Annotated in this window: 19 protein-coding genes, 8 tRNA genes, 1 riboswitch and 1 other annotated feature; of the genes, 23 read left to right on the top strand and 4 right to left on the bottom strand. The window is 31.9% G+C overall.

Features of this window, described 5'->3' with window-relative positions; all coding sequences use genetic code 11:
- Position 1: 1 nt before the first annotated feature.
- The 10 genes from K5Q11_RS00770 (at position 2) to K5Q11_RS00725 (ending at position 3621) form a co-directional block, all read left to right on the top strand.
- Positions 2 to 75 (top strand) — tRNA-Asp (locus K5Q11_RS00770).
- A gap of 56 nt (positions 76 to 131) precedes the next feature.
- Positions 132 to 204, top strand: a tRNA-Phe gene (locus K5Q11_RS00765).
- Positions 205 to 209: 5 nt separating this feature from the next.
- Positions 210 to 295, top strand: a tRNA-Tyr gene (locus K5Q11_RS00760).
- A gap of 3 nt (positions 296 to 298) precedes the next feature.
- Positions 299 to 369: transfer RNA gene (locus K5Q11_RS00755), tRNA-Trp, on the top strand.
- Positions 370 to 382: 13 nt separating this feature from the next.
- Positions 383 to 455: transfer RNA gene (locus tag K5Q11_RS00750), tRNA-His, on the top strand.
- A gap of 8 nt (positions 456 to 463) precedes the next feature.
- A tRNA-Gln gene (locus K5Q11_RS00745) sits at positions 464 to 535 on the top strand.
- 21 nt (positions 536 to 556) lie between these two features.
- A tRNA-Cys gene (locus tag K5Q11_RS00740) sits at positions 557 to 627 on the top strand.
- Positions 628 to 648: 21 nt separating this feature from the next.
- Positions 649 to 733 (top strand) — tRNA-Leu (locus K5Q11_RS00735).
- Positions 734 to 816: 83 nt separating this feature from the next.
- Positions 817 to 899, top strand: a riboswitch (SMK box riboswitch).
- The gene (gene metK / locus K5Q11_RS00730) at positions 897 to 2090 is read left to right on the top strand and encodes a methionine adenosyltransferase (protein WP_220750869.1); all 1194 of its coding nucleotides are present in this window, start codon (positions 897 to 899) and stop codon (positions 2088 to 2090) included. It overlaps the preceding riboswitch by 3 nt.
- A gap of 61 nt (positions 2091 to 2151) precedes the next feature.
- On the top strand, positions 2152 to 3621 hold the full coding sequence (locus K5Q11_RS00725) for an MDR family MFS transporter (RefSeq protein WP_220750868.1): 1470 nt from the start codon (positions 2152 to 2154) through the stop codon (positions 3619 to 3621).
- Here the strand turns inward: K5Q11_RS00725 and mnmM are convergent.
- Positions 3618 to 4196, bottom strand: coding sequence for a tRNA 5-(aminomethyl)-2-thiouridylate-methyltransferase MnmM (mnmM, locus tag K5Q11_RS00720; protein ID WP_373311470.1), 579 nt, complete (start codon positions 4194 to 4196; stop codon positions 3618 to 3620). The genes K5Q11_RS00725 and mnmM overlap by 4 nt on opposite strands.
- A 106-nt stretch (positions 4197 to 4302) precedes the next feature.
- Positions 4303 to 4513, top strand: a binding site (T-box leader).
- 61 nt (positions 4514 to 4574) lie between these two features.
- Between mnmM and leuS the strand changes: the two genes are divergently transcribed.
- Both leuS and K5Q11_RS00710 read left to right on the top strand, forming a co-directional pair.
- Entirely contained in the window at positions 4575 to 6992 is a 2418-nt protein-coding gene (gene leuS / locus K5Q11_RS00715; RefSeq protein WP_220750866.1) for a leucine--tRNA ligase, read from the top strand.
- 125 nt (positions 6993 to 7117) lie between these two features.
- A complete protein-coding gene (locus K5Q11_RS00710; protein ID WP_220750865.1) occupies positions 7118 to 8782 on the top strand; it encodes a putative polysaccharide biosynthesis protein in 1665 nt (554 codons plus the stop codon).
- 30 nt (positions 8783 to 8812) lie between these two features.
- Here the strand turns inward: K5Q11_RS00710 and K5Q11_RS00705 are convergent, their stop codons facing one another.
- Positions 8813 to 9640: an NAD(P)H-hydrate dehydratase gene (locus K5Q11_RS00705; RefSeq protein WP_220750864.1), complete on the bottom strand. Its 828-nt coding sequence runs from the start codon at positions 9638 to 9640 to the stop codon at positions 8813 to 8815.
- 112 nt (positions 9641 to 9752) lie between these two features.
- Here K5Q11_RS00705 and pepV point away from each other — a divergent pair, with 112 nt between their 5' ends.
- Positions 9753 to 11159: a dipeptidase PepV gene (gene pepV / locus K5Q11_RS00700; protein ID WP_220750863.1), complete on the top strand. Its 1407-nt coding sequence runs from the start codon at positions 9753 to 9755 to the stop codon at positions 11157 to 11159.
- Positions 11160 to 11203: 44 nt separating this feature from the next.
- On the opposite strand, the gene K5Q11_RS00695 is transcribed toward pepV, so the two are convergent.
- Together K5Q11_RS00695 and mscL are read right to left on the bottom strand one after the other, a co-directional pair.
- The gene (locus K5Q11_RS00695) at positions 11204 to 11839 is read right to left on the bottom strand and encodes a deoxynucleoside kinase (protein WP_220728977.1); all 636 of its coding nucleotides are present in this window, start codon (positions 11837 to 11839) and stop codon (positions 11204 to 11206) included.
- Positions 11840 to 11941: 102 nt separating this feature from the next.
- Complete coding sequence (mscL, locus tag K5Q11_RS00690) at positions 11942 to 12310, bottom strand: large-conductance mechanosensitive channel protein MscL (protein ID WP_220728107.1); 369 nt, start codon at positions 12308 to 12310, stop codon at positions 11942 to 11944.
- Between the two features lie 310 nt (positions 12311 to 12620).
- Between mscL and K5Q11_RS00685 the strand changes: the two genes are divergently transcribed.
- From K5Q11_RS00685 to purN, 10 genes are all read left to right on the top strand, one after another.
- Positions 12621 to 14426, top strand: a complete 1806-nt coding sequence (locus K5Q11_RS00685; protein ID WP_220750862.1) for a S53 family peptidase — start codon at positions 12621 to 12623, stop codon at positions 14424 to 14426.
- 164 nt (positions 14427 to 14590) lie between these two features.
- Positions 14591 to 15073: a 5-(carboxyamino)imidazole ribonucleotide mutase gene (gene purE, locus K5Q11_RS00680; RefSeq protein WP_220728105.1), complete on the top strand. Its 483-nt coding sequence runs from the start codon at positions 14591 to 14593 to the stop codon at positions 15071 to 15073.
- Positions 15057 to 16178, top strand: coding sequence for a 5-(carboxyamino)imidazole ribonucleotide synthase (gene purK, locus K5Q11_RS00675; protein ID WP_220750861.1), 1122 nt, complete (start codon positions 15057 to 15059; stop codon positions 16176 to 16178). The genes purE and purK overlap by 17 nt, the downstream gene beginning before the upstream one ends.
- Positions 16179 to 16196: 18 nt before the next feature.
- On the top strand, positions 16197 to 16907 hold the full coding sequence (gene purC / locus K5Q11_RS00670; protein WP_220728103.1) for a phosphoribosylaminoimidazolesuccinocarboxamide synthase: 711 nt from the start codon (positions 16197 to 16199) through the stop codon (positions 16905 to 16907).
- Between the two features lie 29 nt (positions 16908 to 16936).
- Positions 16937 to 17191: a phosphoribosylformylglycinamidine synthase subunit PurS gene (purS, locus tag K5Q11_RS00665; RefSeq protein ID WP_220728102.1), complete on the top strand. Its 255-nt coding sequence runs from the start codon at positions 16937 to 16939 to the stop codon at positions 17189 to 17191.
- Positions 17191 to 17874: a phosphoribosylformylglycinamidine synthase subunit PurQ gene (gene purQ / locus K5Q11_RS00660; RefSeq protein WP_285289036.1), complete on the top strand. Its 684-nt coding sequence runs from the start codon at positions 17191 to 17193 to the stop codon at positions 17872 to 17874. Before purS ends, purQ begins: the two co-directional genes overlap by 1 nt.
- Positions 17867 to 20077 (top strand): phosphoribosylformylglycinamidine synthase subunit PurL, encoded by a 2211-nt coding sequence (purL, locus tag K5Q11_RS00655; protein ID WP_220750860.1) that lies wholly within the window; start codon positions 17867 to 17869, stop codon positions 20075 to 20077. Before purQ ends, purL begins: the two co-directional genes overlap by 8 nt.
- Positions 20062 to 21543, top strand: a complete 1482-nt coding sequence (gene purF, locus K5Q11_RS00650) for an amidophosphoribosyltransferase (RefSeq protein ID WP_220750859.1) — start codon at positions 20062 to 20064, stop codon at positions 21541 to 21543. Before purL ends, purF begins: the two co-directional genes overlap by 16 nt.
- Positions 21527 to 22555 (top strand): phosphoribosylformylglycinamidine cyclo-ligase, encoded by a 1029-nt coding sequence (gene purM, locus K5Q11_RS00645; protein WP_373311469.1) that lies wholly within the window; start codon positions 21527 to 21529, stop codon positions 22553 to 22555. Before purF ends, purM begins: the two co-directional genes overlap by 17 nt.
- Positions 22533 to 23129: a phosphoribosylglycinamide formyltransferase gene (gene purN / locus K5Q11_RS00640; protein WP_220750857.1), complete on the top strand. Its 597-nt coding sequence runs from the start codon at positions 22533 to 22535 to the stop codon at positions 23127 to 23129. Before purM ends, purN begins: the two co-directional genes overlap by 23 nt.
- The last annotated feature ends 1 nt before the right edge of the window (position 23130 follow it).

The following is a 23130-nucleotide window of genomic DNA, read 5'->3' as shown; positions in this document are numbered from 1 at the left end:
TGGTCCGTTGGTCTAGCTGGTTAGGACGCCTGCCTGTCACGCAGGAGATCACGAGTTCGAGTCTCGTACGGACCGTAGTTACATTTCATGTAACTTTTAATTTAATATTTATCTTATAGCATAAATGGTTTGGCTCGGTAGCTCAGTTGGTAGAGCAACGGATTGAAGCTCCGTGTGTCGGCAGTTCGATTCTGTCCCGCGCCATTTATGGAGGGGTAGCGAAGTCTGGCTAAACGCGGCGGACTGTAAATCCGCTCCTTCGGGTTCGGTGGTTCGAATCCACTCCCCTCCACCATATAGGGATATAGTTTAATGGTAGAACTACGGTCTCCAAAACCGTCGGTGTGGGTTCAACTCCTACTATCCCTGTTATAATGCTATGGCGGTATTGGTGAAGTGGTTAACACATCGGTTTGTGGATCCGACACGCGTGGGTTCGATTCCCACATACCGCCCTTTTGATTGGGTTATAGCCAAGTGGTAAGGCAATGGACTTTGACTCCATCATGCGCTGGTTCGAATCCAGCTAACCCAGTTAGCTGGATTCGTAATTGATGGCGGTATAGCCAAGTGGTAAGGCAGAGGTCTGCAAAACCTTTATCATCGGTTCAAATCCGATTACCGCCTTTATATTACATATATTAAAATGCCGGAGTGGCGGAATTGGCAGACGCGCTGGACTCAAAATCCAGTGACCGTTGAGGTCGTGTGGGTTCGAACCCCACCTCCGGTATAATTACTAAAACGATAACTATAAAAGTTATCGTTTTTTTATTTTAACAAACTTTAAAAAACTTTATAATTATGATATTATTATAAAGTTATGAGTGTATTCCCGATAGGATTCACCTTAGTGAAGATGCCTTGTAACCAAAAAGAGGGGGAATAGTATTAAAATGAGAGAAAAACATTTATTTACTTCTGAATCAGTTTCAGAAGGCCATCCTGATAAAATTGCTGATCAAATTAGTGATGCGATTTTGGATGAATTATTGAAACAAGATCCAGATTCTAGAGTAGCATGCGAATGCTCTGTTACAACTGGTTTAGTATTAGTTTTTGGTGAAATTACTACTAAAGCATATGTAAATATTCAAAAAATTGTCAGAAATACTATTGAAGAAATAGGATATGATAATGATAAGTATGGTTTTGATGGTAATACATGTGCTGTAATCGTTGCTATTGATGAACAATCACCAGACATAGCACAGGGAGTTAACGATTCTTTGGAAAATAAAGTTTCTAAAGAAGATGCTTTAAACCAAATTGGTGCAGGAGATCAAGGACTAATGTTTGGTTATGCTGTTAATGAAACTCCTGAATTAATGCCATTACCTATTTCTTTAAGTCATAAATTAATGCGTGAAATAGCTCGCTTAAGAAAAGATGGAGAAATTAGTTATCTAAGACCAGATGCCAAGGCTGAGGTTACTGTAGAGTATGATGATAACGAAAATCCAGTTAGGGTTGATACAATTGTTCTTAGTACTCAACACGACCCTAATGTAAAACTAGATCAAATAAAAAAAGATGTTATAAATAAGGTTGTTAAGAAAGTTATTCCAGATAAATTCTTAGATGACAAAACTAAATACTTTATAAATCCAACTGGACGTTTTGTAATTGGTGGTCCTCAGGGTGATGCTGGATTAACCGGTAGAAAAATAATTGTTGATACTTATGGTGGTTCTGCTCATCATGGTGGTGGTGCTTTTTCTGGTAAAGATGCTACTAAGGTTGATAGATCTGCCAGTTATGCTGCTAGATATATTGCTAAAAATATCGTAGCAGCAGATTTAGCTGATAAAATAGAAGTTCAGATAGCATACGCAATTGGAGTAGCTCAACCTGTTTCTATATCAGTTAATACTTTTGATACTGGTAAAGTTTCTGAAGAAAAATTAATTGAAGCCATTAGAAGTATTTTTGATCTAAGACCAGCTGGAATTATAAATATGTTAGATTTAAAACGTCCTATATATAAACAAACAGCTGCTTATGGACATTTTGGTAGAACTGATATTGATTTACCTTGGGAACATACCGATAAAGTTGATGCTTTAAAAGAATTTTTGAGTAATAAATAATTGAAATGCGGTATATGTGATTATTTCATATATTCCGTTTTTTTATTTTTAGGAGATATTTATGAATAGTAATTCTAGTAATGTAAAATTAACAACATTTGCATTAATGATCGCAACTTTTATGACAGCAATTGAGGGAACGATTGTTTCTACTGCAATGCCTACAATTGTCAGTGAGCTGCATGGTGTTTCCATAATGAATTGGGTTTTCTCTGTTTTTCTACTAACTAATGCTATATCCACACCAATATATGGTAAAATTGCTGATCAGTTTGGTAGAAAGAACATTTTTGTTTTAGGATTAGTTTTATTTACAATTTCATCTTTGTTTGCTGGTATGTCTAGTTCAATGATTGGTCTTATATTTTGGCGTGGTTTTCAAGGACTGGGAGCTGGTGCTATTATGCCAGTTTCTTATACTATAATTGCTGATATATATCCGTTAGAAAAAAGAGGTAGAATTTTAGGCTTAAATGGTGCTATTTGGGGCATTGCTTCTATAATTTCTCCAGTTTTGGGCGGAATTTTAGTTGATCATTTATCTTGGCACTGGATTTTTTTTATAAATATTCCTACTGGTATTTTAGCTATTTTAGCTATTTGTTTGTTTTTTAAAGAAAACTTTAGTGTTAAGAGTTATAAATTTGATTATTATGGAATGTTTCTTTTGTCGTTATTATTATTTTCAATTATTTACATTGTTAAAGTTTTGAGCAGTAGTTATTTTGATGGTATTGAATTAGCTATTTTTATTAATTTAGCTATTATAGCTTTTACCTTGTTTATTAGAAACGAAAATGTTGTTGAAAATCCAATCATTCCTACTAAATTATTTAGTAATAAAACTTTTTTAATTCAAAATATAGTTGCACTATTGGTTAGTGGTTTCATTATGGGACTTGAAGTTTATGTTCCGGACTGGACTCAAGGGATTATTGGCTTAGGTGCCTCAATGGCAGGTTTAGTAATAACTCCTGCTTCGTTATTTTGGATTTTAGGATCTTTTATTTCTGGATATTTAATAAAAAAAATTCATGTTTTTTATAGTTCATTAATAGGTTTAATGTTAATTCTATTTGCGTCGTTTTGGATAATTAGTTTACCGATTGAAACACATTATGTATACTTCTTTATCATCTCTGCTATTTGTGGAATTGGATTTGGAATTACTATTACTAACAGCACTTTAATTTCACAAAGATTAGTTGATAAATCAGACATAGGAGTAGCTACATCATTTAATACTTTGTGTAGAATTTTTGGTCAAACATTAATTATTTCTATTTTAGGAATTATTATGAATACTAAATTAAAGATTGAAATACTTAATACACCTAAAACTTCTTTAGACATGATTAATCATTTAATAAATCCTAAAGATGCTACTAATTTACCAATAAAATTATTACCAGTACTTAAAGAAGTATTGTTTAATTCTCTAAAATGGGTTTTTATATGCTTGCTTATTTTAATACTTTTGGCAATATGTATTAATATGTTTAATCAAAAAAAGAAAGATAAGATGGATTAAATCTTATCTTTCTTTTTTTGAATTGCAATTAAAATAGGGGGTTCATTAATTTGATTGATGAATTGATATTTTAAAACTGTAAATAATTTTTGATTTAATTTTTCAGCGAAATTAATTACATCATTTTTTTCTTCTTGACCTCCGGGGTGGCCATAATATAAAACTAAAATTATTATTCCATCTTTTTTTAATAGTTTAATGCAATCATTAATTGCTGGTAAAGTAGTTTTTGAATGCGTAATAATCGCTTTATTAGTAGTTGGACCAGGTAGATAGCCTAAATTAAAAATAGCACAACTTATTTTGTCTTTAACAATTCTATGAATGTTTTCATGTCCGCAATTATGCAATTCAACATTATCTATTATGTTATTTTCTGATAGTAATTTTTTAGTATTGTCGATAGCTTCTTTTTGTATATCGAAACTATAAACTTTACCATTTTTACCGACTATACTTGATAAGTATTTAGTATCATGACCATTACCTGCAGTTGCATCGATAACAGTATCTCCAGGTTGAACGATATCGCTAATTAATGTATGACTATAATATAATGATGGTTGTAGTTTCAATATAAAACCTCTTTTCATATAAATCAGTTTAAATTATAACATTTATTTTTGGTTATATTCTTGATTAAAAAAAATCGGTTTGTTATAATTATCGTAATTAAATTTAAATAATAAAATAAAAACGAACTAGTAGATTATATCATTCATACAGAAACTAAATGGTTGCTGAGAATTTAGGTTTGATGTATTTGAACTCATCGTTAAAATTGTTCTGCCGAAATCATTTAGTAAGTGGGAACGTTCATCGCGTTAAGATGTTAAGGGTTTTCAACTTGTTGAAAAAAATTAGGTGGTACCGCGGAATGTTCGTCCTATAAGATGCTTTTTCTTATAGGGCTTTTTATTTTATTATTTAAAAATTATTAGGGGGAATTGCTAATGCCTTATGATCATTTGAGTATAGAAAAAAAGTGGCAAAAATATTGGGATAAAAATAAAACCTTCAAAACTGGTGAAGATAATAATAAAGATAATTACTATGTATTAGATATGTTTCCTTATCCATCTGGACAAGGTTTACATGTTGGTCATCCAGAAGGTTATACTGCAACTGATATTATGGCTCGTATGAAACGTATGCAGGGCAAAAATGTTTTACATCCAATGGGATGGGATGCATTTGGATTACCAGCCGAACAATATGCTTTAAAAACTGGGAATCATCCAGGTAGTTTTACTGAAAAAAATATTGATCATTTTAGAGACCAAATTAAATCCTTAGGTTTGTCATATGACTGGGATCGAGAAATTAACACTACTGACCCTAAATATTACAAATGGACTCAATGGATTTTTGAAAAGTTATATGAAAAAGGTTTAGCATATGAAGATGAAATTGAAGTGAACTGGGCCCCTGATTTCATGGGTGGTGTAGTTGTATCTAATGAAGAAGTTAAGGATGGTAAAACTGAACGTGGTGGCTATCCGGTATATCGTGTTCCTATGAAGCAATGGGTTTTAAAAATTACTGCATATGCTGATCGATTAATTGATGACTTAAATGATGTTGATTGGCCAGAAAGTATTAAAGAAATGCAACGTAACTGGATTGGTCGTTCTGAAGGAGCCAGTGTATTTTTTGACGTTGATGGTTATGAAGATAAAGTTGAAGTATTTACGACAAGACCTGACACATTATTTGGAGCTTCTTACTTGGTACTTGCACCAGAACATGATTTAGTTGATAAGATTGTTACAGCTGACAACAAGTCTACGGTTGATGAATACAAAAAAGCAGTTTCTAAAAAGTCAGACCTAGAGCGTACTGATTTAAACAAAAATAAATCTGGTGTATTTACCGGAGCGTATGCTATTAATCCAATTAATGGTCAAAAGCTACCAATTTGGGTAGGAGATTACGTTCTTTCTAGTTATGGAACTGGTGCTATCATGGCTGTTCCAGCGCATGATCAAAGAGATTACGATTTTGCTAAAAAATTTGATTTGCCAATATTGCCGGTTATTGATGGTGGTAATGTTGCTGAAGAAGCTTATACAGGTGATGGAAAACATATTAATTCTGATTTCTTAAATGGTATGGGCAAAGATGAAGCTAAGACAGCAGCAATCGATTGGTTAAAAGAACACCATGCTGGTGATAAAAAAGTTAATTATAAATTACGTGATTGGATCTTTTCTCGTCAAAGATATTGGGGAGAACCAATTCCGGTTATTCATTGGGAAGATGGAACTACTTCATTGGTTCCAGAAGATGAATTACCATTAAGATTACCAAAAGTTGAAAACATTAAACCATCTGGTACGGGTGAATCACCTCTAGCTAATGTAGATAGTTGGGTGAATGTTGTAGATAAAAATGGTCGAAAAGGTAAACGTGAAACTAATACTATGCCTCAATGGGCTGGTAGTTCATGGTACTACTTGAGATATATTGATCCTAATAATGATAAGATGATTGCTGATCCGGAAAAACTAAAACAGTGGTTACCAGTTGATTTATACGTTGGTGGAGCAGAACATGCTGTATTACATTTATTATATGCTCGTTTCTGGCATAAAGTTCTTTATGATTTAGGAGTTGTACCAACTAAGGAACCTTTCCAAAAATTAGTTAATCAAGGTATGATTTTAGGTAACAACCATGAAAAAATGTCTAAGTCAAAAGGAAATGTTATTAATCCGGATGACATAGTATCAGAATATGGTGCTGATACTTTAAGATTATATGAAATGTTCATGGGACCATTGACTGAAGCTAAACCATGGAGCACTGAAGGGTTAAATGGTGCAAATCGTTGGATTAAACGTGTCTGGAGATTGTTTGTAGATGACAATAATCATCTAAGAGATCGTATTACTACAGTTAATACAGGTGCATTAGATAAGATTTACAATCAAACAGTAAAAGTTGTTAGCGATGATTTTGAACAAATGCACTTTAACGTAGCTATTTCACAAATGATGGTATTTATTAACGATTGTTACAAACAAGACAGTTTACCAGTGGAATATGTAGAAGGCTTTGTTAAAATGTTGGCACCAATTGCCCCACACATGTGTGAAGAACTTTGGCAAATGTTAGGTCACAATGATTCAATATCATATGCTGAATGGCCTAAATATGATGATTCTAAATTGGTTGATGATCAAGTAGAATACGTTGTTCAAGTTAATGGTAAAGTACGTGCACATATTAAAACTGAACGAGATGCTGAACGTCAAAAAGTAGAAGATATCGCTTTAGCTAATGAAAATGTTAAAGAATTTGTGGATGGTAAAAACATTAGAAAAGTTATTGTGGTTCCAAATAAAATTGTTAACATTGTTGCTAATTAATATCTTTAGTAGTGATAAATCTTTTATCACTACTTTTTTGATATGAAGTAAAATCAACATTGATTAGTTATTACTTTTTTATTAAAATAAATAAGTTAAACTAATTTTAAGGTAGGAAGTAAATTATGCAGGTTGAGGAAAAAAATAAAAAAAATGACCTAGATACATCAGGCCAAAGTAAGATGATACAAGGTTCTGCATGGATGACAGCAGGTAGTATTTTATCCCGGATTTTGGGCGCATTATACATTATTCCATGGCGTATGCTTTTTGGAGAAGCGCTGTTTTTACAAGCGAATGCCTTATATGTTCAGGGATATAATGTATATAGCTTATTTTTGATTATATCTATAGCTGGAATTCCTTCAGCAATAGCTAAGCAGGTAGCTCATTATAATGCTTTAAATGAGTATGGAGTCGGTATTAGGCTATATAAAAGAGGATTATTACTCTCAGCAATTATGGGAGTTGTATGTGCCTTAACACTGTATTTTGGAGCGCCCTTACTTGATGGCGGAAATCCTAATGTTATTCCAATAATGCATTCTTTAGCATGGGCTGTTTTAGTGATTCCTACAATGAGTTTGACCAGAGGATATTTTCAGGGCTATCAAGATATGGCACCTTCAGCAATTTCACAGTTTGCTGAGCAACTAATACGTGTTGTATACATGCTTTTAAGTGCTTTTCTGATATTAAAAGTTTTTCATGGAAGCTGGATTGATGCAGTTTCACAATCAACTTTTGCAGCTTTTATAGGTGCATTAGCTGGATTAGCGATTTTGGCTTTGTATTATTTTAAACGTAAAAAGTATTACGATTCTTTAATTGCTAACAGTGATAACAAAATTAAAATTAATACTAATCAATTATATGTAGAAATAATTTCACAAGCTGTACCATTTATTGTATTGGCTTCAGGAATTACAATTTTTCAATTAATTGATCAATACACGTTCTTTAAAATCATGCATTTAGCTACAAATTATTCTGATCAATATCTAAACGCTTTATATACAATTTTTGCTGGAAATGCTAACAAATTAATCATGATTACTATATCATTAGCTTCTGCAATGGCAATAACTGTAGTTCCATTGTTATCTGAAGCTTATACTCGCAAAAATAATGAAGCAATTAAAAAACAAATTTCCAATGGATTTGTATTATTCACATTTGTGATGTTACCTGCTTCATTAGGGATGGCAGCTGTTGCAGGCCCACTTAACAGAGTTTTTTATGGAACTAGTCAAGCTGCTTTATCAGCTAATGTGTTAGCTTTTTCATCAGTAATTGGCATTTCTTTTGGATTATTTACAGTCATTGCGGCAATGATGCAAGGAATATCACAAAATAAACGAGCTGTAAAATTCTTTGTTATCGGAACCATTGCTAAAATAATTACTCAATTTCCATTTGTATTTTTCTTTGGTATTTTTGGGCCTTTATTATCATCGGCATTTGGTTTTATAGTTGCTAACTATCTAATTATTAGATCATTAGATCGACAGTTTGGCATTGAGTATGATTTTATATCTGACAAAATCAATAAGATATTAGTATATTCTATTGCTACTTACATTACAGCCTTAATTGTTGTTCATTTATCTAATAAATTAGTAGGATTGTTTATGAATCAATATAGTAGTGTTGGTAGTTTCATTGTTGTCATTTTGGCAGCTATTGTTGGTGGATATTTATACATTTTACTTTCTTTAAAGAATCGTTTAGCTGATGATATTATAGGTAGTAAGATGGATTCACTTAGAAGAATTTTAAAAATTAAATAAAAATAAAGAAGCTTTGTTAACAAAGCTTCTTTATTTTTTTTCGTATTTTTTCATATAGTAGGGAATTTTTTGAATAATTTGATGTGGTAATACCACATATCGTTCTTTAGCTAATTCTTCAGCTATCTTACTATGCAAGTAAACAGCTGCGGCTACAGCTAAATCCAATTGATTAAACTGCGCTGAAAAGCCAGCTATCATGCCAGCTAAAGCGTCTCCCATACCACCAGTAGCCTGTGCTGGAGTACCGACAGTATTTTGAAAACAATTACTATTAGTATATATTTCTGTACGATGTGATTTAAGTACAATGGTGGATTTAAGTTCAGCTTGTTTTACTTTATTATTTGAATAATTTTGATCTTTTATATCTAATCCGGATAACCTTTGCCATTCCATTTGATGTGGTGTAAATACGATATTTGCTTTAGGTAATTGCAAATTATCATTAGCAATTAAAGTAATTGCTGAACCATCAATAATTAAAACCTGCTTTTTACCAATAATTTTAAATACTTGTTGTAATATATTTTTACTAGTTTGGCTAGTACCTAATCCAGGACCAATCAATACTACATCAGCAGTTTTAATTAAGTTAATATTATTATTTATTTTTTTATAGTTTACATACATTGCTTCAGGAATACTTTGATTTAAAGCCACTTTATTTGCTTTACTGGTCATAGTAGTGACTAAACCGGCACCGGAATATACGGCAGCAGAAGTAGCCATAATAATTGCACCAGCAAAATTTATGTTCCCGCCAATTATAACTACTCTACCAAACATTCCCTTATAGCTATTCTGGGGACGTTTATTTATAACGCTACTTAAAATTTTTTCATCTAATTTAATCATTTTATATCACCTATGATAATTATAGCATTGCTTAATCTGGATTGTGTTATGAAGAAACTTTAGTATGTGCTAAAATATTAATTAATATTTATAGGACAGGGTGATTTAAAAAATGAATTGGAAAGAAGAATCTAAAAAATATAAAGATGCTTATTTAGAAGATTTAAAAGCATTAATATCGATTGATAGTGAAAGAGACGATGAACATGGTAGTGAAGAATTTCCATTAGGTAAGGGCCCGGCAATGGCATTGAAAAAATACCTTGAATTTGGTCAACGTGATGGATTTAAAGTTAAAAATTTAGATAACATTGTTGGATATATTGAATATGGTGAAGGTGATCAAACCTTAGCCATTTTAGCACATGCTGATGTTATGCCAGCTGGTGAAGGATGGCATACAGATCCATTTAGTATGACTATTAAAGACGGTAAGGTTTATGGTCGTGGTGCTTCTGATGATAAGGGACCTGGACTAGCTGCATACTATGGATTGAAAATGCTAAAAGACAATAACATTAAACCCAATTGTAAAATTAGATTTATTATAGGTACTGATGAAGAATCAGAATGGACAGGGATGAAACATTATTTTGATGTTGAACCAGCGCCTGATTTTGGATTTTCTCCAGACGCAGAGTTTCCACTGATAAATGGTGAAAAAGGAAACACTAGTTTTACCATTAAATTCGATGGTATTAAAATTGATGATTCCAAACCGTCATTAACTAAATTTGAATCTGGATTAAGAGAAAACATGGTACCAAGAGATGCTTTTGCAACATTAACTGGTATTTCAGATGCCGATAAAATAATTGCTGATTTCGATAAATTTATATCTAATATGCCTGTAGAAGGTGACATTGCCTCTAAAAATGATAATTTAGATATTCATGTAGTTGGTAAGTCTGCGCATGGGATGGAACCTAAAAATGGTATTAATGGTGGAACTTATTTAGCTAACTTTATAAGTAACTATCAATTAGATAAACCATCTAGTCAATTTATAAAATTTATAAGCGAATATTTGCATGATGATTCTAGAGCTCACAAACTAGGCGTTAATTATGTAGATGATATAATGGGCGAATTAACCATGAACGTTGGAATTGTTAAATTTGATGCAGAAAGTGGCGGAGTTATTAATACTAACTTTAGATATCCTAAGGGTGTTTCAGTTGATGAAATTAACCATAATTTGCAATTATGTGCTGAAAAATTTGATGGTAGCGTAGAAAACATATCCAATATGAATCCACATTATGTTGATCCGTCTGATCCAATTGTAGATAAATTAATGTCAGTTTATCGTGATCAAACAGGTCGTACAGATTCTAATCCTGAAGTTGTCGGTGGTGGAACATATGGGCGCATGATGCCTAGAGGAGTAGCTTTTGGAGCCTTATTCCCTTGGACTGAAGATACTATGCATCAAGCAGATGAATTTCAACCAGTTGATGATTTAATCTTAGCAATGTCTATTTATGGTCAATCTATTTATAAATTATCTTGTGAATAAAGAATAATAAAAAAGCTGCAACGTAAATAATTGCAGCTTTTTTATTATTGTCTAATTTTTTTCAATTCTTGATCAATTTTATCTAAAATTAATTTTTCATTATTTGTATCTACTAAATCATATTTTTGTAGATCTATTTTCATTTTAGGGCTTTTATCGTAATCTTCATACCAATTCTTATAAGCTTTCCACATATGATAATAGTATTCTTTTAATTTAGGATCATTGTCAAATTGTTCATAATCTCTACCTCGTTTTTTAATTCTTTTTAGAATTGTTTCAAAATCAGTTTCTAGATATATCATTAAGTCAGGTGCTTTTTTAGGCAATGATTTTAATTCATTCATCATGTTTTCAATTAATTGTAAGTATATTTTAAATTCAGTATCTGAAATATTACCTTCAATATTATTTTGCCTAGTAAATAAAGCATCTTCATATATAGAACGATCTAAAATGTTATTATCATCCGATAAAGCTTGTTTAATCATAGCAAAACGTTTATTTAAAAAATAAATTTGTAGCAAAAATCCATATTGATCTGGATTTTTATAATATAAGGGTAAAACTGGATTATCACCAACGGGTTCGTAAAACGCTTTAGTCCCTAAATGATTTGATATTTTTTCTGTTAGGGTGGTTTTACCTACTCCAATCATTCCAGCTGTTATTATCACCATAAAATCTCCTCAGTAGTTAAAAATTAATATTAATAGTTTATCATATTTACGGTTATAAAATTAATTTAAATTAAATAAAAAAAGGTGCTAACTAGCACCTTTTTATTTTTGATTTTTAAGTAAATCTCTAATTTCTTCGAGCAATACTTCTGTTTTATTAACTTCGGGAGCAGCTTCTTCTTTCTTCTTAACGAAACTGTTAATAATTTTAATTAAAATAAATACCACAAATGCAATAATTAAGAAGTTAATAACGGAATTAATGAATGATCCGTATTTTAGTTGAGCACTACCAACTTTTAAGACTAGATTAGATAAATCAACTTTACCTAAAAAGATACCAATAATTGGATTTATTAAATCATCAGTCAATGATTTTACGATAGCCGTAAAAGCTGAACCAATAATTACCCCAACTGCTAAATCAATAACGTTTCCTCTTGATATAAAATTTTTGAATTCCTTAAACAAAACATTCACCTCCTTATTATATCCATGAGTTAAATTATATGACAATATAGCAATAATTGCGAATGTGTTATCATTAAATTGAAAGTTATTTTTATACTTAATAATACGGAGAAAAATTATAATGAAAAAAGCGTTTTACTTTATTCTTTTGTTTGTAGTTATATTTTTACTTTTTTGGGTAACCACTTTTTTTGATATTCCGCTAGTTTATTTATTAATCATATGGTTAATTTTATTAATAGCTATACAGAGTGTGCTAATATTTTTAATAATTAAACATCATAAATAATTAAAGGAGTGTTGTTGATATATGCATAATAAAAACAAAGCGATAATAAGTTGTTTATCTATTTTGATGGCAATAGCTAGTTTTAATTTTAACGTTAGTGCTAAAAATAATAAGTCTAAAAAAATAAAAGTAACTAATAAAGTTAAAATGGCTAAAAACCAAGGTAATAGTCAAAATTTAAGTTTTTCAATAATAATGAAAACTAAAGGAAACCTTGATGATTATATTTATAAAACTACTAATCATAATTCATCCTATTATCGTAAATATTTAACACCTAATCAATTTTCTTATAAATATGGTGCAAATAAAGCTCATCTAAATCAGTTTCAAAAATATTTACACAAATACAAAATTAAAACTAATTTCTATCCTGGTAACTTAGTTTTAAAAGTTAACGGTTCAGTTTCTAATCTACAAAAAGCTTTTAAATTTAAGCTAGTTAAAGCTAATGTTAATGGCGCTTACGCTTTAAAGCCTAACCATAAATTAACTTTTCCTAAAAGTGTTAAAAATAGTGTAATTGACTATGTTGGAATTGATAGTTCTACTCAGTTAAAGAGCAATTTAATTACGTCTAATGCTAGTACTAATTCCGAAAACAATATGCAAAATAATGGTCCGCAAAAATTTATTAAACGCTATAATGTTAGTCCTTTGTATAATAATGATAATAGAGGACAGGGACAATCAATTGATATAATCTCTTTTGCAGGTATTGATAAAAACGCTGCTAAAAGTTATTGGAATAGTATGGGAATAAAGTATAATCCAAATCGTATCCATATTTATAACACTGACGGTAAGCATATATATAACAATGATACATTAGAAACAACTATGGATGTTGAACAAGCGGGAGCAATTTCACCTAAAGCAAACATTAATGTTTATTTAGCACAGCCTTCAATTGAAGGGATGGTTTCTAATTTAGCAACGGCAATTAGTTCTAATAAATCTGGTAGTATTGCTATTAGTTGGGGTGAAAGTGAATCAGCATTAAAACATGATATGCAAGCTGGCTTAATCAGTAAAAAATATAACGATATATTGAATGCTCTGTTAAAACAAGCAGCTGCCCAAGGAATCAGTGTTTTTGCAGCATCTGGAGATTATGGTGCTTATGATGGTTTACCTAATGGTTATACTAATTTATCTGTTGATTCTCCATCGTCTTCTCCATATGTCACAGCTACAGGAGCTACGACTTTACCAAGTAGTACCTTTAATGTAAAAAATGAAAGAGCTTGGTCTAACGATTACTTATACAGTTATTTTAATAAAAATAAAGACATGTTTAAAAATCAATATGCTTGGATGAAAGCTTATTTTGCTGGAACTGGTGGTGGTTTTAGTATACTCAATGGTTTACCTAACTATCAAAACGTTAGCGGAGTTGGAAGTTATTCTGCCAATAAATTATGGGAATCTGATGGTAAGTACTTATATCAGCTAAAAGACGCTAAACGAGTTAGTGGCACTAACAGTGGTAGAAATGTACCAGATATTTCTGCTAATGGTGATCCATCGACTGGATATTCAATTTATAATGCTGGAGTTTGGCAAGTTGGTGGAGGGACTAGCGTGGTAGCTCCTCAAATAGCTGGAGTTAACGCTTTGATTAGTAGTAAAATAGGAAAAAGAGCTGGATTTTGGAACCCTCAAATTTATCGTTTTGCTAATGATTCAAATTCACCATTTACGCCTTTAAATTCAACTAATGATAATAGTAATATTTATTATACTGGTCAAAATGGCAAATTGTATAATCAAGCTACAGGTTTAGGAACGGTTAATTTCAACAGTTTATACGATAAAATGAAGTAAATTAAATATAAAAAATACCATACATATTTTGTATGGTATTTTTTATTCCTTTTATCAAACACGAACTATTAAGAATGAAAACTTTTTAATAGTTCGTATTTTTGTTGACTAGTTATAATATCTTTGATAATATATGGTCAATGAGAGAAAGGGGTATACGTTTTATGAAAGTTGCTTTAGTTATGGGCTCTATTTCTGATTGGCCAGTAGTTAAGCAAACTGCCGCGGTTTTAGATGAGCTAGGAATTGATTATGATAAAAAAATAATTTCAGCGCATAGAATGCCAGATCATTTACAGCAATTTGCTAAAAATGCAAAACACGAACATTATCAGGCGATAATAGCTGCTGCGGGTGGAGCTGCACATTTGCCAGGTATGTTAGCTGCTAACACTTTAGTTCCGGTGATTGGTATTCCTGTATTTACGAAATCTTTGAACGGCGTTGATTCATTATTATCGATAGTTCAAATGCCATTTGGAGTACCTGTGGCTACAGTTGCAGTAGGTAATTCTGGAGCAAAGAATGCTGCTTTGCTAGCTGCTCAAATGATGAGTATGAATGATGAAAATATTTATCATAAATTAGTTCAGTATCGTGCAAAACAATCTGAGGAGGCAATTAAGAGCAATGAGCAACTTAAATAAATCTATCTTACCGCCAGCAACGATTGGAATTATTGGTGGTGGACAACTTGGTCAAATGATGGCATTATCAGCTAAATCTATGGGATATAAAGTAGGAATTTTAGATCCGACACCTAATGCTCCTGCAGGCCAAGTTTCTGATTTCCAAATCGTTGCAGAATATTCTGACGAAGCCGCTCTACAACAACTAGCTGAACAATCAGATGTACTTACTTACGAGTTTGAGAATGTAGATCAGCATAATTTAGCAAAGGTTGAAAATATTACTTCAGTTCCACAAAAAATAGATGAATTGGTTATTACTAGTAATCGTTTAAGAGAAAAGAGCTTCTTATCAAGTAATGATATTCCAGTTACACCATATGCACGTGTTACCAATGAAAAAGAATTATATGATGCTGTAGAAAATATTGGTAGACCTGGCATTTTAAAAACTACTGAGGGTGGATACGATGGGCATGGTCAAATCGATATTAATGATGATTCGCTTTTATCAGTAGTTTCAAAAAGTTTAGGTAAAGCTGAATGGATTTATGAAAAGAAACAATCTTTTGTTAAAGAAGTTTCTATGATCGTTACTCGTGATTTTCATAACCACGTTTTAACTTTTCCACTAAGTGAAAATATTCATAGAGACCATATCTTACACACTAGTATTATTCCAGCTCGAGTAGATAATACAATTCATCAAAAAGCTAGTGCTATTGCAACCAAAATTGCTAGTTCACTAGAATTGTATGGAGTTTTGGGAATTGAGTTTTTTGTATTAAATAATGATGAATTATTAGTTAATGAACTAGCACCTAGACCACATAATTCTGGACATTATAGCATTGAAGCTTGTAATGTTTCTCAATTTGAAGCACATATTCGTAGTATTTGTGGATTAGAAATACCATCAATTCAACTATTGAATTCTTCAGTGATGGTAAATATGTTGGGTGATGAATTGACCACGGGAAGAAATAGTTTACCTAATCATCCAGAATGGCATTTTCATGACTATGGTAAAGCAGAAATTAGGCCCAAACGAAAGATGGGTCACATTACCGTAGTAGGAGATTCTGTAGAAAAATTACTTAAATCTGTAGAAAAATTTAGATAGTTATAGGAGATAAATAAAATGAATAAACTAATTGCTGAAGGTAAAACTAAACAAATCTTTACAACTGAAAATGAAAACATTGTTAAAATTCACTATACAAATCATACAACTGCATTGAATGGTAAACGTGAAGAAGATATTGATGAAAAGGGTTCATTAAATAATCGTATTTCTAGTTTGATTTTTACATATCTTGCTAAAAATGGTGTTAACACTTGTTTTTTAGAAAAACTTTCTGAAAATGAACAACTTGATAAAAAACTAACTATGATTCCACTAGAAGTGGTAGTTAGAAATTTTGCTTCAGGTAGTTTTCAACGTAAATTTAACACTGAATATTTAGCACCTTTGGCTAATCCAGTTCAAGAATTCTTTATGAAGAGCGATGAATTAGATGATCCGTTTATAAATAATGATCAAATTAAAGCATTAAACATTGTTGATGATAATCAAATTAAAACTATGCATGCAATGGCCTTGAAAATTAATGATTTATTAAGTGACTTATTTGATAAAGCTAATATCATGTTAGTTGATTTTAAAGTTGAATTTGGGGTAGATAGTGATGGAAACATTGTTTTAGGTGATGAAATTTCTCCAGATTCATGTCGATTAGTTGATAAATCAACTAAAAAATCACTTGATAAGGATGTATTTAGAAAAAACTTAGGTAATTTGGTTGATGGATATAAAACAGTTTTAGCTAGACTCGAAGCTGAAGCAAAATAAATTTATTATCTTTTGGAGGATTTAATACTATGTATTTGGCAAAAATATTCGTAACGCATAAGAAATCAATTTTAGATCCACAAGGTGAAGCTATTAAAAATGCTTTACATCGATTAGATTACGAAGCTGTAGAAAATGTATCGCAAGGTAAATATTTTGAAACTACTTTAAATTGTGATTCTGAAGATAAAGCCAAGCAGATTACTGATTCTATATGTGATTCTTTACTAGCAAATCCTAATATGGAAACATATCGATTTGAAATTGAAAAGGTGGGAGATTAATTTTGAAGTTTGCCGTTATTAGTTTTCCAGGTTCTAATTGCGATTATGATATGTATTACGCCATTAAAGACATTTTAAAAGAACCTGTAGAAATGGTTTCTTGTGATACAGAAAGTCTAGATGGCTTTGATGCGGTTTTAATTCCAGGTGGCTTTTCTTATGGTGATTATTTAAGAAGTGGTGCGATTGCTAAGTTTGCCAAAGTGATGCCGGCTTTAATTAAATTTGCTAATTTAGGTAAACCCGTTTTAGGGGTATGCAATGGTTTTCAAATTTTAACTGAAGTTGGATTATTGCCAGGTTCTCTACAAAATAACCGTGATATGCAATTCATTTCTGAATATGAACCTTTAATAGTTCAAAATAACAAAACCATTTTTACAAACGAGTATGAAAAAGCCGAATCTATTATGATTCCTATTGCTCATGGAGAAGGAAATTATTATTGTAATGAAACAGAACTAGAAAGCTTAAAACAAAACCATCAAATTATTTTTACTTATGAAAATAATCCCAATGGTAGTGTTAGCAATATAGCTGGTATTACTAATAAGAATGGTAACGTTATGGGAATGATGCCACATCCAGAAAGAGCAGTTGAAAAAATTTTAGGTAGTGAGGATGGGGTCAGACTCTTTACATCCATCTTAAAAAGCTTCAAGGGAGGAATATTAGTTGAGTAATGCAGAAATTTCACCACAAGAAATTAAAGATCGAAAGATTTATCAAGAATGGGGATTAACTGACTATGAATATAATTTGATTTCCCAAAAACTTTTGCAACGCTTACCTAATTATACTGAAACGGGTTTATATTCTGGAATGTGGAGTGAACACTGCTCTTACAAAAATTCTAAAGAAGTTTTAAAAAAATTTTGGACCGATGGTAGTAGGGTTTTACAGGGTCCAGGTGAAGGAGCTGGAGTTTTAGATATAGGTGATAATCAAGCCGTAGTATTTAAAGCTGAAAGCCATAATCATCCTAGTTTTGTTGAACCTTTTGAAGGAGCTGCTACAGGTGTTGGTGGCATAATCAGAGACATTTTTTCGATGGGAGCTAAACCAATTGCATCACTGGATAGCTTGAGATTTGGTGAATTGTCCAATCCAAAAAATAAATATTTATTAGAAAAAGTAGTTTCAGGAATTGCTCATTATGGTAACTGTATAGGAGTTCCTACTGTGGGTGGTGAAATTGCTTTTGATGAATCTTATGATGGTAATCCATTAGTAAACGTTATGTGTGTGGGCTTGATGAACCAAGATAACTTAGAATCAGGTTTAGCTCAGGGAAATGGTAATTCAATCATTTATGTAGGTGCAAAAACTGGTCGAGATGGAATTAATGGTGCTACTTTTGCTTCAAGTCAATTTAGTAATGATGAAGATGCTGACCGTTCAGCAGTACAAGTAGGTGATCCATTTATGGAAAAACTATTAGTAGATGCTTGTTTGGAAATTATCAATGGGCATTCAAATGCTTTAGTTGGAATTCAAGATATGGGTGCTTGTGGAATTGTTTCTTCATCAGCAGAAATGGCATCTAAAGCTAATAGTGGAATTCACATTAACTTAGATTTAGTTCCACAAAGAGAACCAGAAATGACACCTTATGAAATAATGCTTTCCGAATCTCAAGAAAGAATGCTACTTTGTGTTAAAAAAGGCAAAGAGCAAGAAGTTATTGATGTATTTAAAAAATATAACCTAGATGCAGTCACAATAGGAAATGTGAGTGATGATGGTCAATATGTACTCACGCAAAAAGGAAAAAAAGTTTGTGATATACCAACCAAAACATTAGTTGATGACGTTCCAAGATATCATCATGAAAGCAAAAGACCAGCTAGATTAGATAACATTACCAAAAATGAAATTACAGTAAAAGATCCTACTGATACTATGCTTAAACTATTATCCGCACCGACGATTGCATCTAAACACAGTATATATCGTCAGTATGATACTAGAGTACAAGCGAATACTGCAGTGGCTCCAGGTAGTGATGCAGCAATCGTTAGAATTCGTCACACTAATAAATCTTTAGCGATGACCACTGATTGTAATGCTAGATACATTTATTTAGATCCATATGTTGGAGGCCAAATTGCTATTAGTGAAGCAGCTAGAAATATCGTAGCATCTGGTGCAACACCAATCGGAATTACTGATTGTTTAAATTTTGGAAATCCTGATAACGCTGAAAGCTTTTATGAACTAGATCAATCCATACAAGGAATTTCCGAAGCTTGTAAGATGTTTGACACACCTGTCATCTCAGGAAATGTTTCACTTTATAATGAAACTGATAATAAAGCGATTTATCCTACTCCAATGATTGGCATGGTAGGTTTAGTTGAAGATAACAATCATATTACTACGCAAGCATTTAAACACAGTGATGATTTAGTTTATGTAGTGGGTAATACTTATGATGACTATAGTGGTTCTGAATTACAAAAGTTATTAAATCAAAAAATTGAAGGTAAAATTGAACACTTTAATTTAGATGTTGAAAGTAAAAATCAAAAATTAGTGCATCAAGCTATCATTAAAGGGTTGGTTTCTAGTGCTCATGATATTAGTGAAGGTGGCTTAGGAATTGCTTTGGCAGAGAGTTGTTTTGAAAATAATTTAGGTTTTGCTGGAATGTTGAACCTTAATGCTAATCAACTATTTTCAGAAACTCAAAGTCGTTTTGTTATTAGTATAAGTGCAGATAATCAAGATGCATTTGAAGAACTAATGGGAAGTAACGCCAAATTTATTGGTAAGGTTACTGATGATGATAGTTTTAACTTAAAACTTTTAGATAATCAAATTAACACCAAACTATCAGTTTTAAAGAGTGCTTGGGAGGATAGTTTAGAATGCTTAATGAAGTAAAGAGTTTGAATGAAGAATGTGGATTATTTGGCATCTGGGGTTCTAATGTTGATGAAACAGCTGGGTTAATTCATGATGGTTTGCATAGCTTACAGCATCGTGGCCAAGAAGGTGCTGGAATTGTAGTAACTGATGATGAGTATCATATTCATCGCCATCGAGGTTTAGGGTTAGTTTCACAAGTTTTTGCTGATAGTCATGTATTTGATGATTTAAAAGGGAATATTGGAATTGGGCATGTTAGATATGCGACTGCTGGAAGTCATGGAATAAAAAATATTCAACCATTCACATTTCATTTAGATGATTTTACAGATTTTTCATTAGCCCATAATGGTAATCTAACAAACGCCGATACTTTAAAAAGTATTTTGAAAGCTAAAGGAGCTAGTTTTAATTCAGACTCTGATAGTGAAATTTTAGGTCAATTAATCAAAATGAGCAAACAGGTTAAATTTATTGATCGTTTAAAAGAGGCTCTTCGTCAAATTAAGGGTGGTTTTGCTTTTATTCTATCGACAGGTAATGAACTTATTGCTGCTTTAGATCCAAATGGGTTTAGGCCATTAGTTATAGGTAGAAGAAATGATGGATCATACGTAGTCTGTAGTGAAACTTGTGCATTAGATCAAGTTAATGCCACCTATATTAGGGATGTTAAACCAGGTGAAGTAGTAATCATTAATCAAAATGGTATTACTAATGATTATTTTACAAAAGAAACCCATCTTTCTATATGTTCAATGGAATACATTTATTTTGCTCGTCCAGATTCAATTATTCATAACGTTTCTGTACATGAAGCACGTATGCGAATGGGTGCCTTATGTGCTAAAGAAAATCCTATAGCTGCAGATGTTGTAATTGGAGTTCCTAACTCTTCATTATCAGCAGCACTGGGATATTCACAAGGTAGTGGCATTCCTTATGATATGGGAATGATTAAAAGCCAATACGTTGCGAGAACTTTTATTGAACCTACACAAAAGAAACGTGAACGTGGTGTTTCTATGAAATTGTCGGTCGTTAGGTCAGTTGTAAAAGGGAAAAAAGTTGTTTTGGTTGATGATTCAATAGTTAGAGGAACCACTAGTAAATACATTGTTAGGTTATTAAAAGATGCTGGTGCTAAGGAAGTTCACGTTAGAATTGCATCTCCAGCTTTACGTTTCCCTTGCTTCTATGGAATTGATATTCAAACGACTGAGGAGTTAATCGCTGCTAATCATACTGTTAATGAAATTAAAGATATTATTGGTGCTGATTCATTAGGTTATTTAAGCGTTGCTAGTTTAGTAAAAGCAATTAATTTAAAAAATGATCATGGTGAGGGTAGCGGATTATGTACTTCATATTTTGATGGTCAATATCCAACTCCACTATATGATTATCAATCACAATTTGACAAAAGTGCTAAAAAATTAGGACTTTATGAGGAGGATAACTATATTGAACGATCAATATAAAGCTGCCGGTGTAAACATAGAAGCTGGAGCCGAAGCCGTAAATGATATTAAATCAGTAGTTAAATCAACTCAAGATTCTAATGTTTTATCTGGCATTGGAGGATTTGGTGCTGAATACGCAATTGGTTCGCTTGTTAAAAATATGAGCAATCCAGTTTTAGTTTCAGGTACTGATGGTGTGGGAACTAAGTTAATGCTAGCAATTCAAAATGATCGAAATGAACACATTGGAGTGGATTTAGTTGCAATGTGTGTAAATGATATTTTATCCCAAGGTGCAACTCCCATGTTCTTTTTAGATTATTTAAGTACTGGGGCACTAAAACCTGATCATGTTGCTAAGATAGTTCAAGGGATTGCTGAAGGTTGCAAACAAGGTCATTTATCATTAATTGGTGGAGAAATGGCTGAAATGCCAGGAATGTATCGCAATAAAGATTACGACTTATCAGGGTTTGCCGTTGGAATGGTTGATAAAGATAAAATGTTGGGAGCTCAAAAAGTGTCCAAAGGGGATATTTTAATAGGACTACCTTCTAGTGGAATTCATTCTAATGGCTATTCTTTAGTAAGAAAAATTATTAAAGACAATGATTTAAATATTGAAGAATACCGTGATGATTTAAAAGAGAGTATTTTAGATGCAGTAATGCGACCTACTAATATCTACTATAGTGATTTGAAGCCATTATTAGATAAAAATTTAGTTAATGCTGCTGCACATATTACTGGTGGTGGAATTTTAGATAACTTAGCTAGAATTATCCCTACAAATTTAACGGCAAATGTTTACGAAAAAGCATGGCATCGCCCAGCTATTTTTGACTTATTACAAAAATATGGAAATGTAAATCATCAAGAAATGCATTCTGTATTTAATATGGGAATTGGGATGATACTAGCTGTAAATCCTCAAAATCTAAACGTTGTTAAAAAGTATTTAGTTGATAAAGGATTAGAAATTGGCGAGGTGGTAGACCAACATGATAATGTCTCAGTCGCAATCTCTTAGAAATAATAGATTGAAAAAAGTAGCAATTTTTGCTTCTGGTAATGGAACCAATTTTGAAGCAATTGTAAATGCAGAGTTGCCAATAAAGGTTTCACTATTAGTTTGTGATCATAGCAATGCTAACGTAGTTCAAAGAGCTAAAAATCATGGAATTCCAGTACTATGTGTTAATTTCAGAGATTTTGATAGTAAAGCATCTGCAGAAAAGTTTATTTTAGATAAATTACTTTCTACAAAAATTGATTTTATAGTACTAGCAGGATATATGCGTATTGTTAGCCCAGTTTTGTTAGATGCTTATCCTAAGAAAATTTTAAACTTACATCCGGCCTTACTGCCTAAATTTCCAGGTAGACATGGGATTGAAGATGCTTACAATGCTGGTGTTGAAACAACCGGAGTAACGGTACATTTTGTGGATGCTGGTATTGATACAGGTAAAATTATTGCTCAACAATCAGTACCGAGATTAGCAGATGATAAGGTTGAAGATTTAGAAAATAGAATTCATAAAGTTGAACATGTTTTATATCCTAAAACCATTCTTGATTTAATAAATAGAGGAGAGATTTAAG

The organism is Apilactobacillus xinyiensis (assembly GCF_019656235.1).
In the GTDB taxonomy this organism is placed as follows: Bacteria; Bacillota; Bacilli; order Lactobacillales; family Lactobacillaceae; genus Apilactobacillus; species Apilactobacillus xinyiensis.
This window is presented reverse-complemented; position numbering and strand designations above follow the sequence as displayed.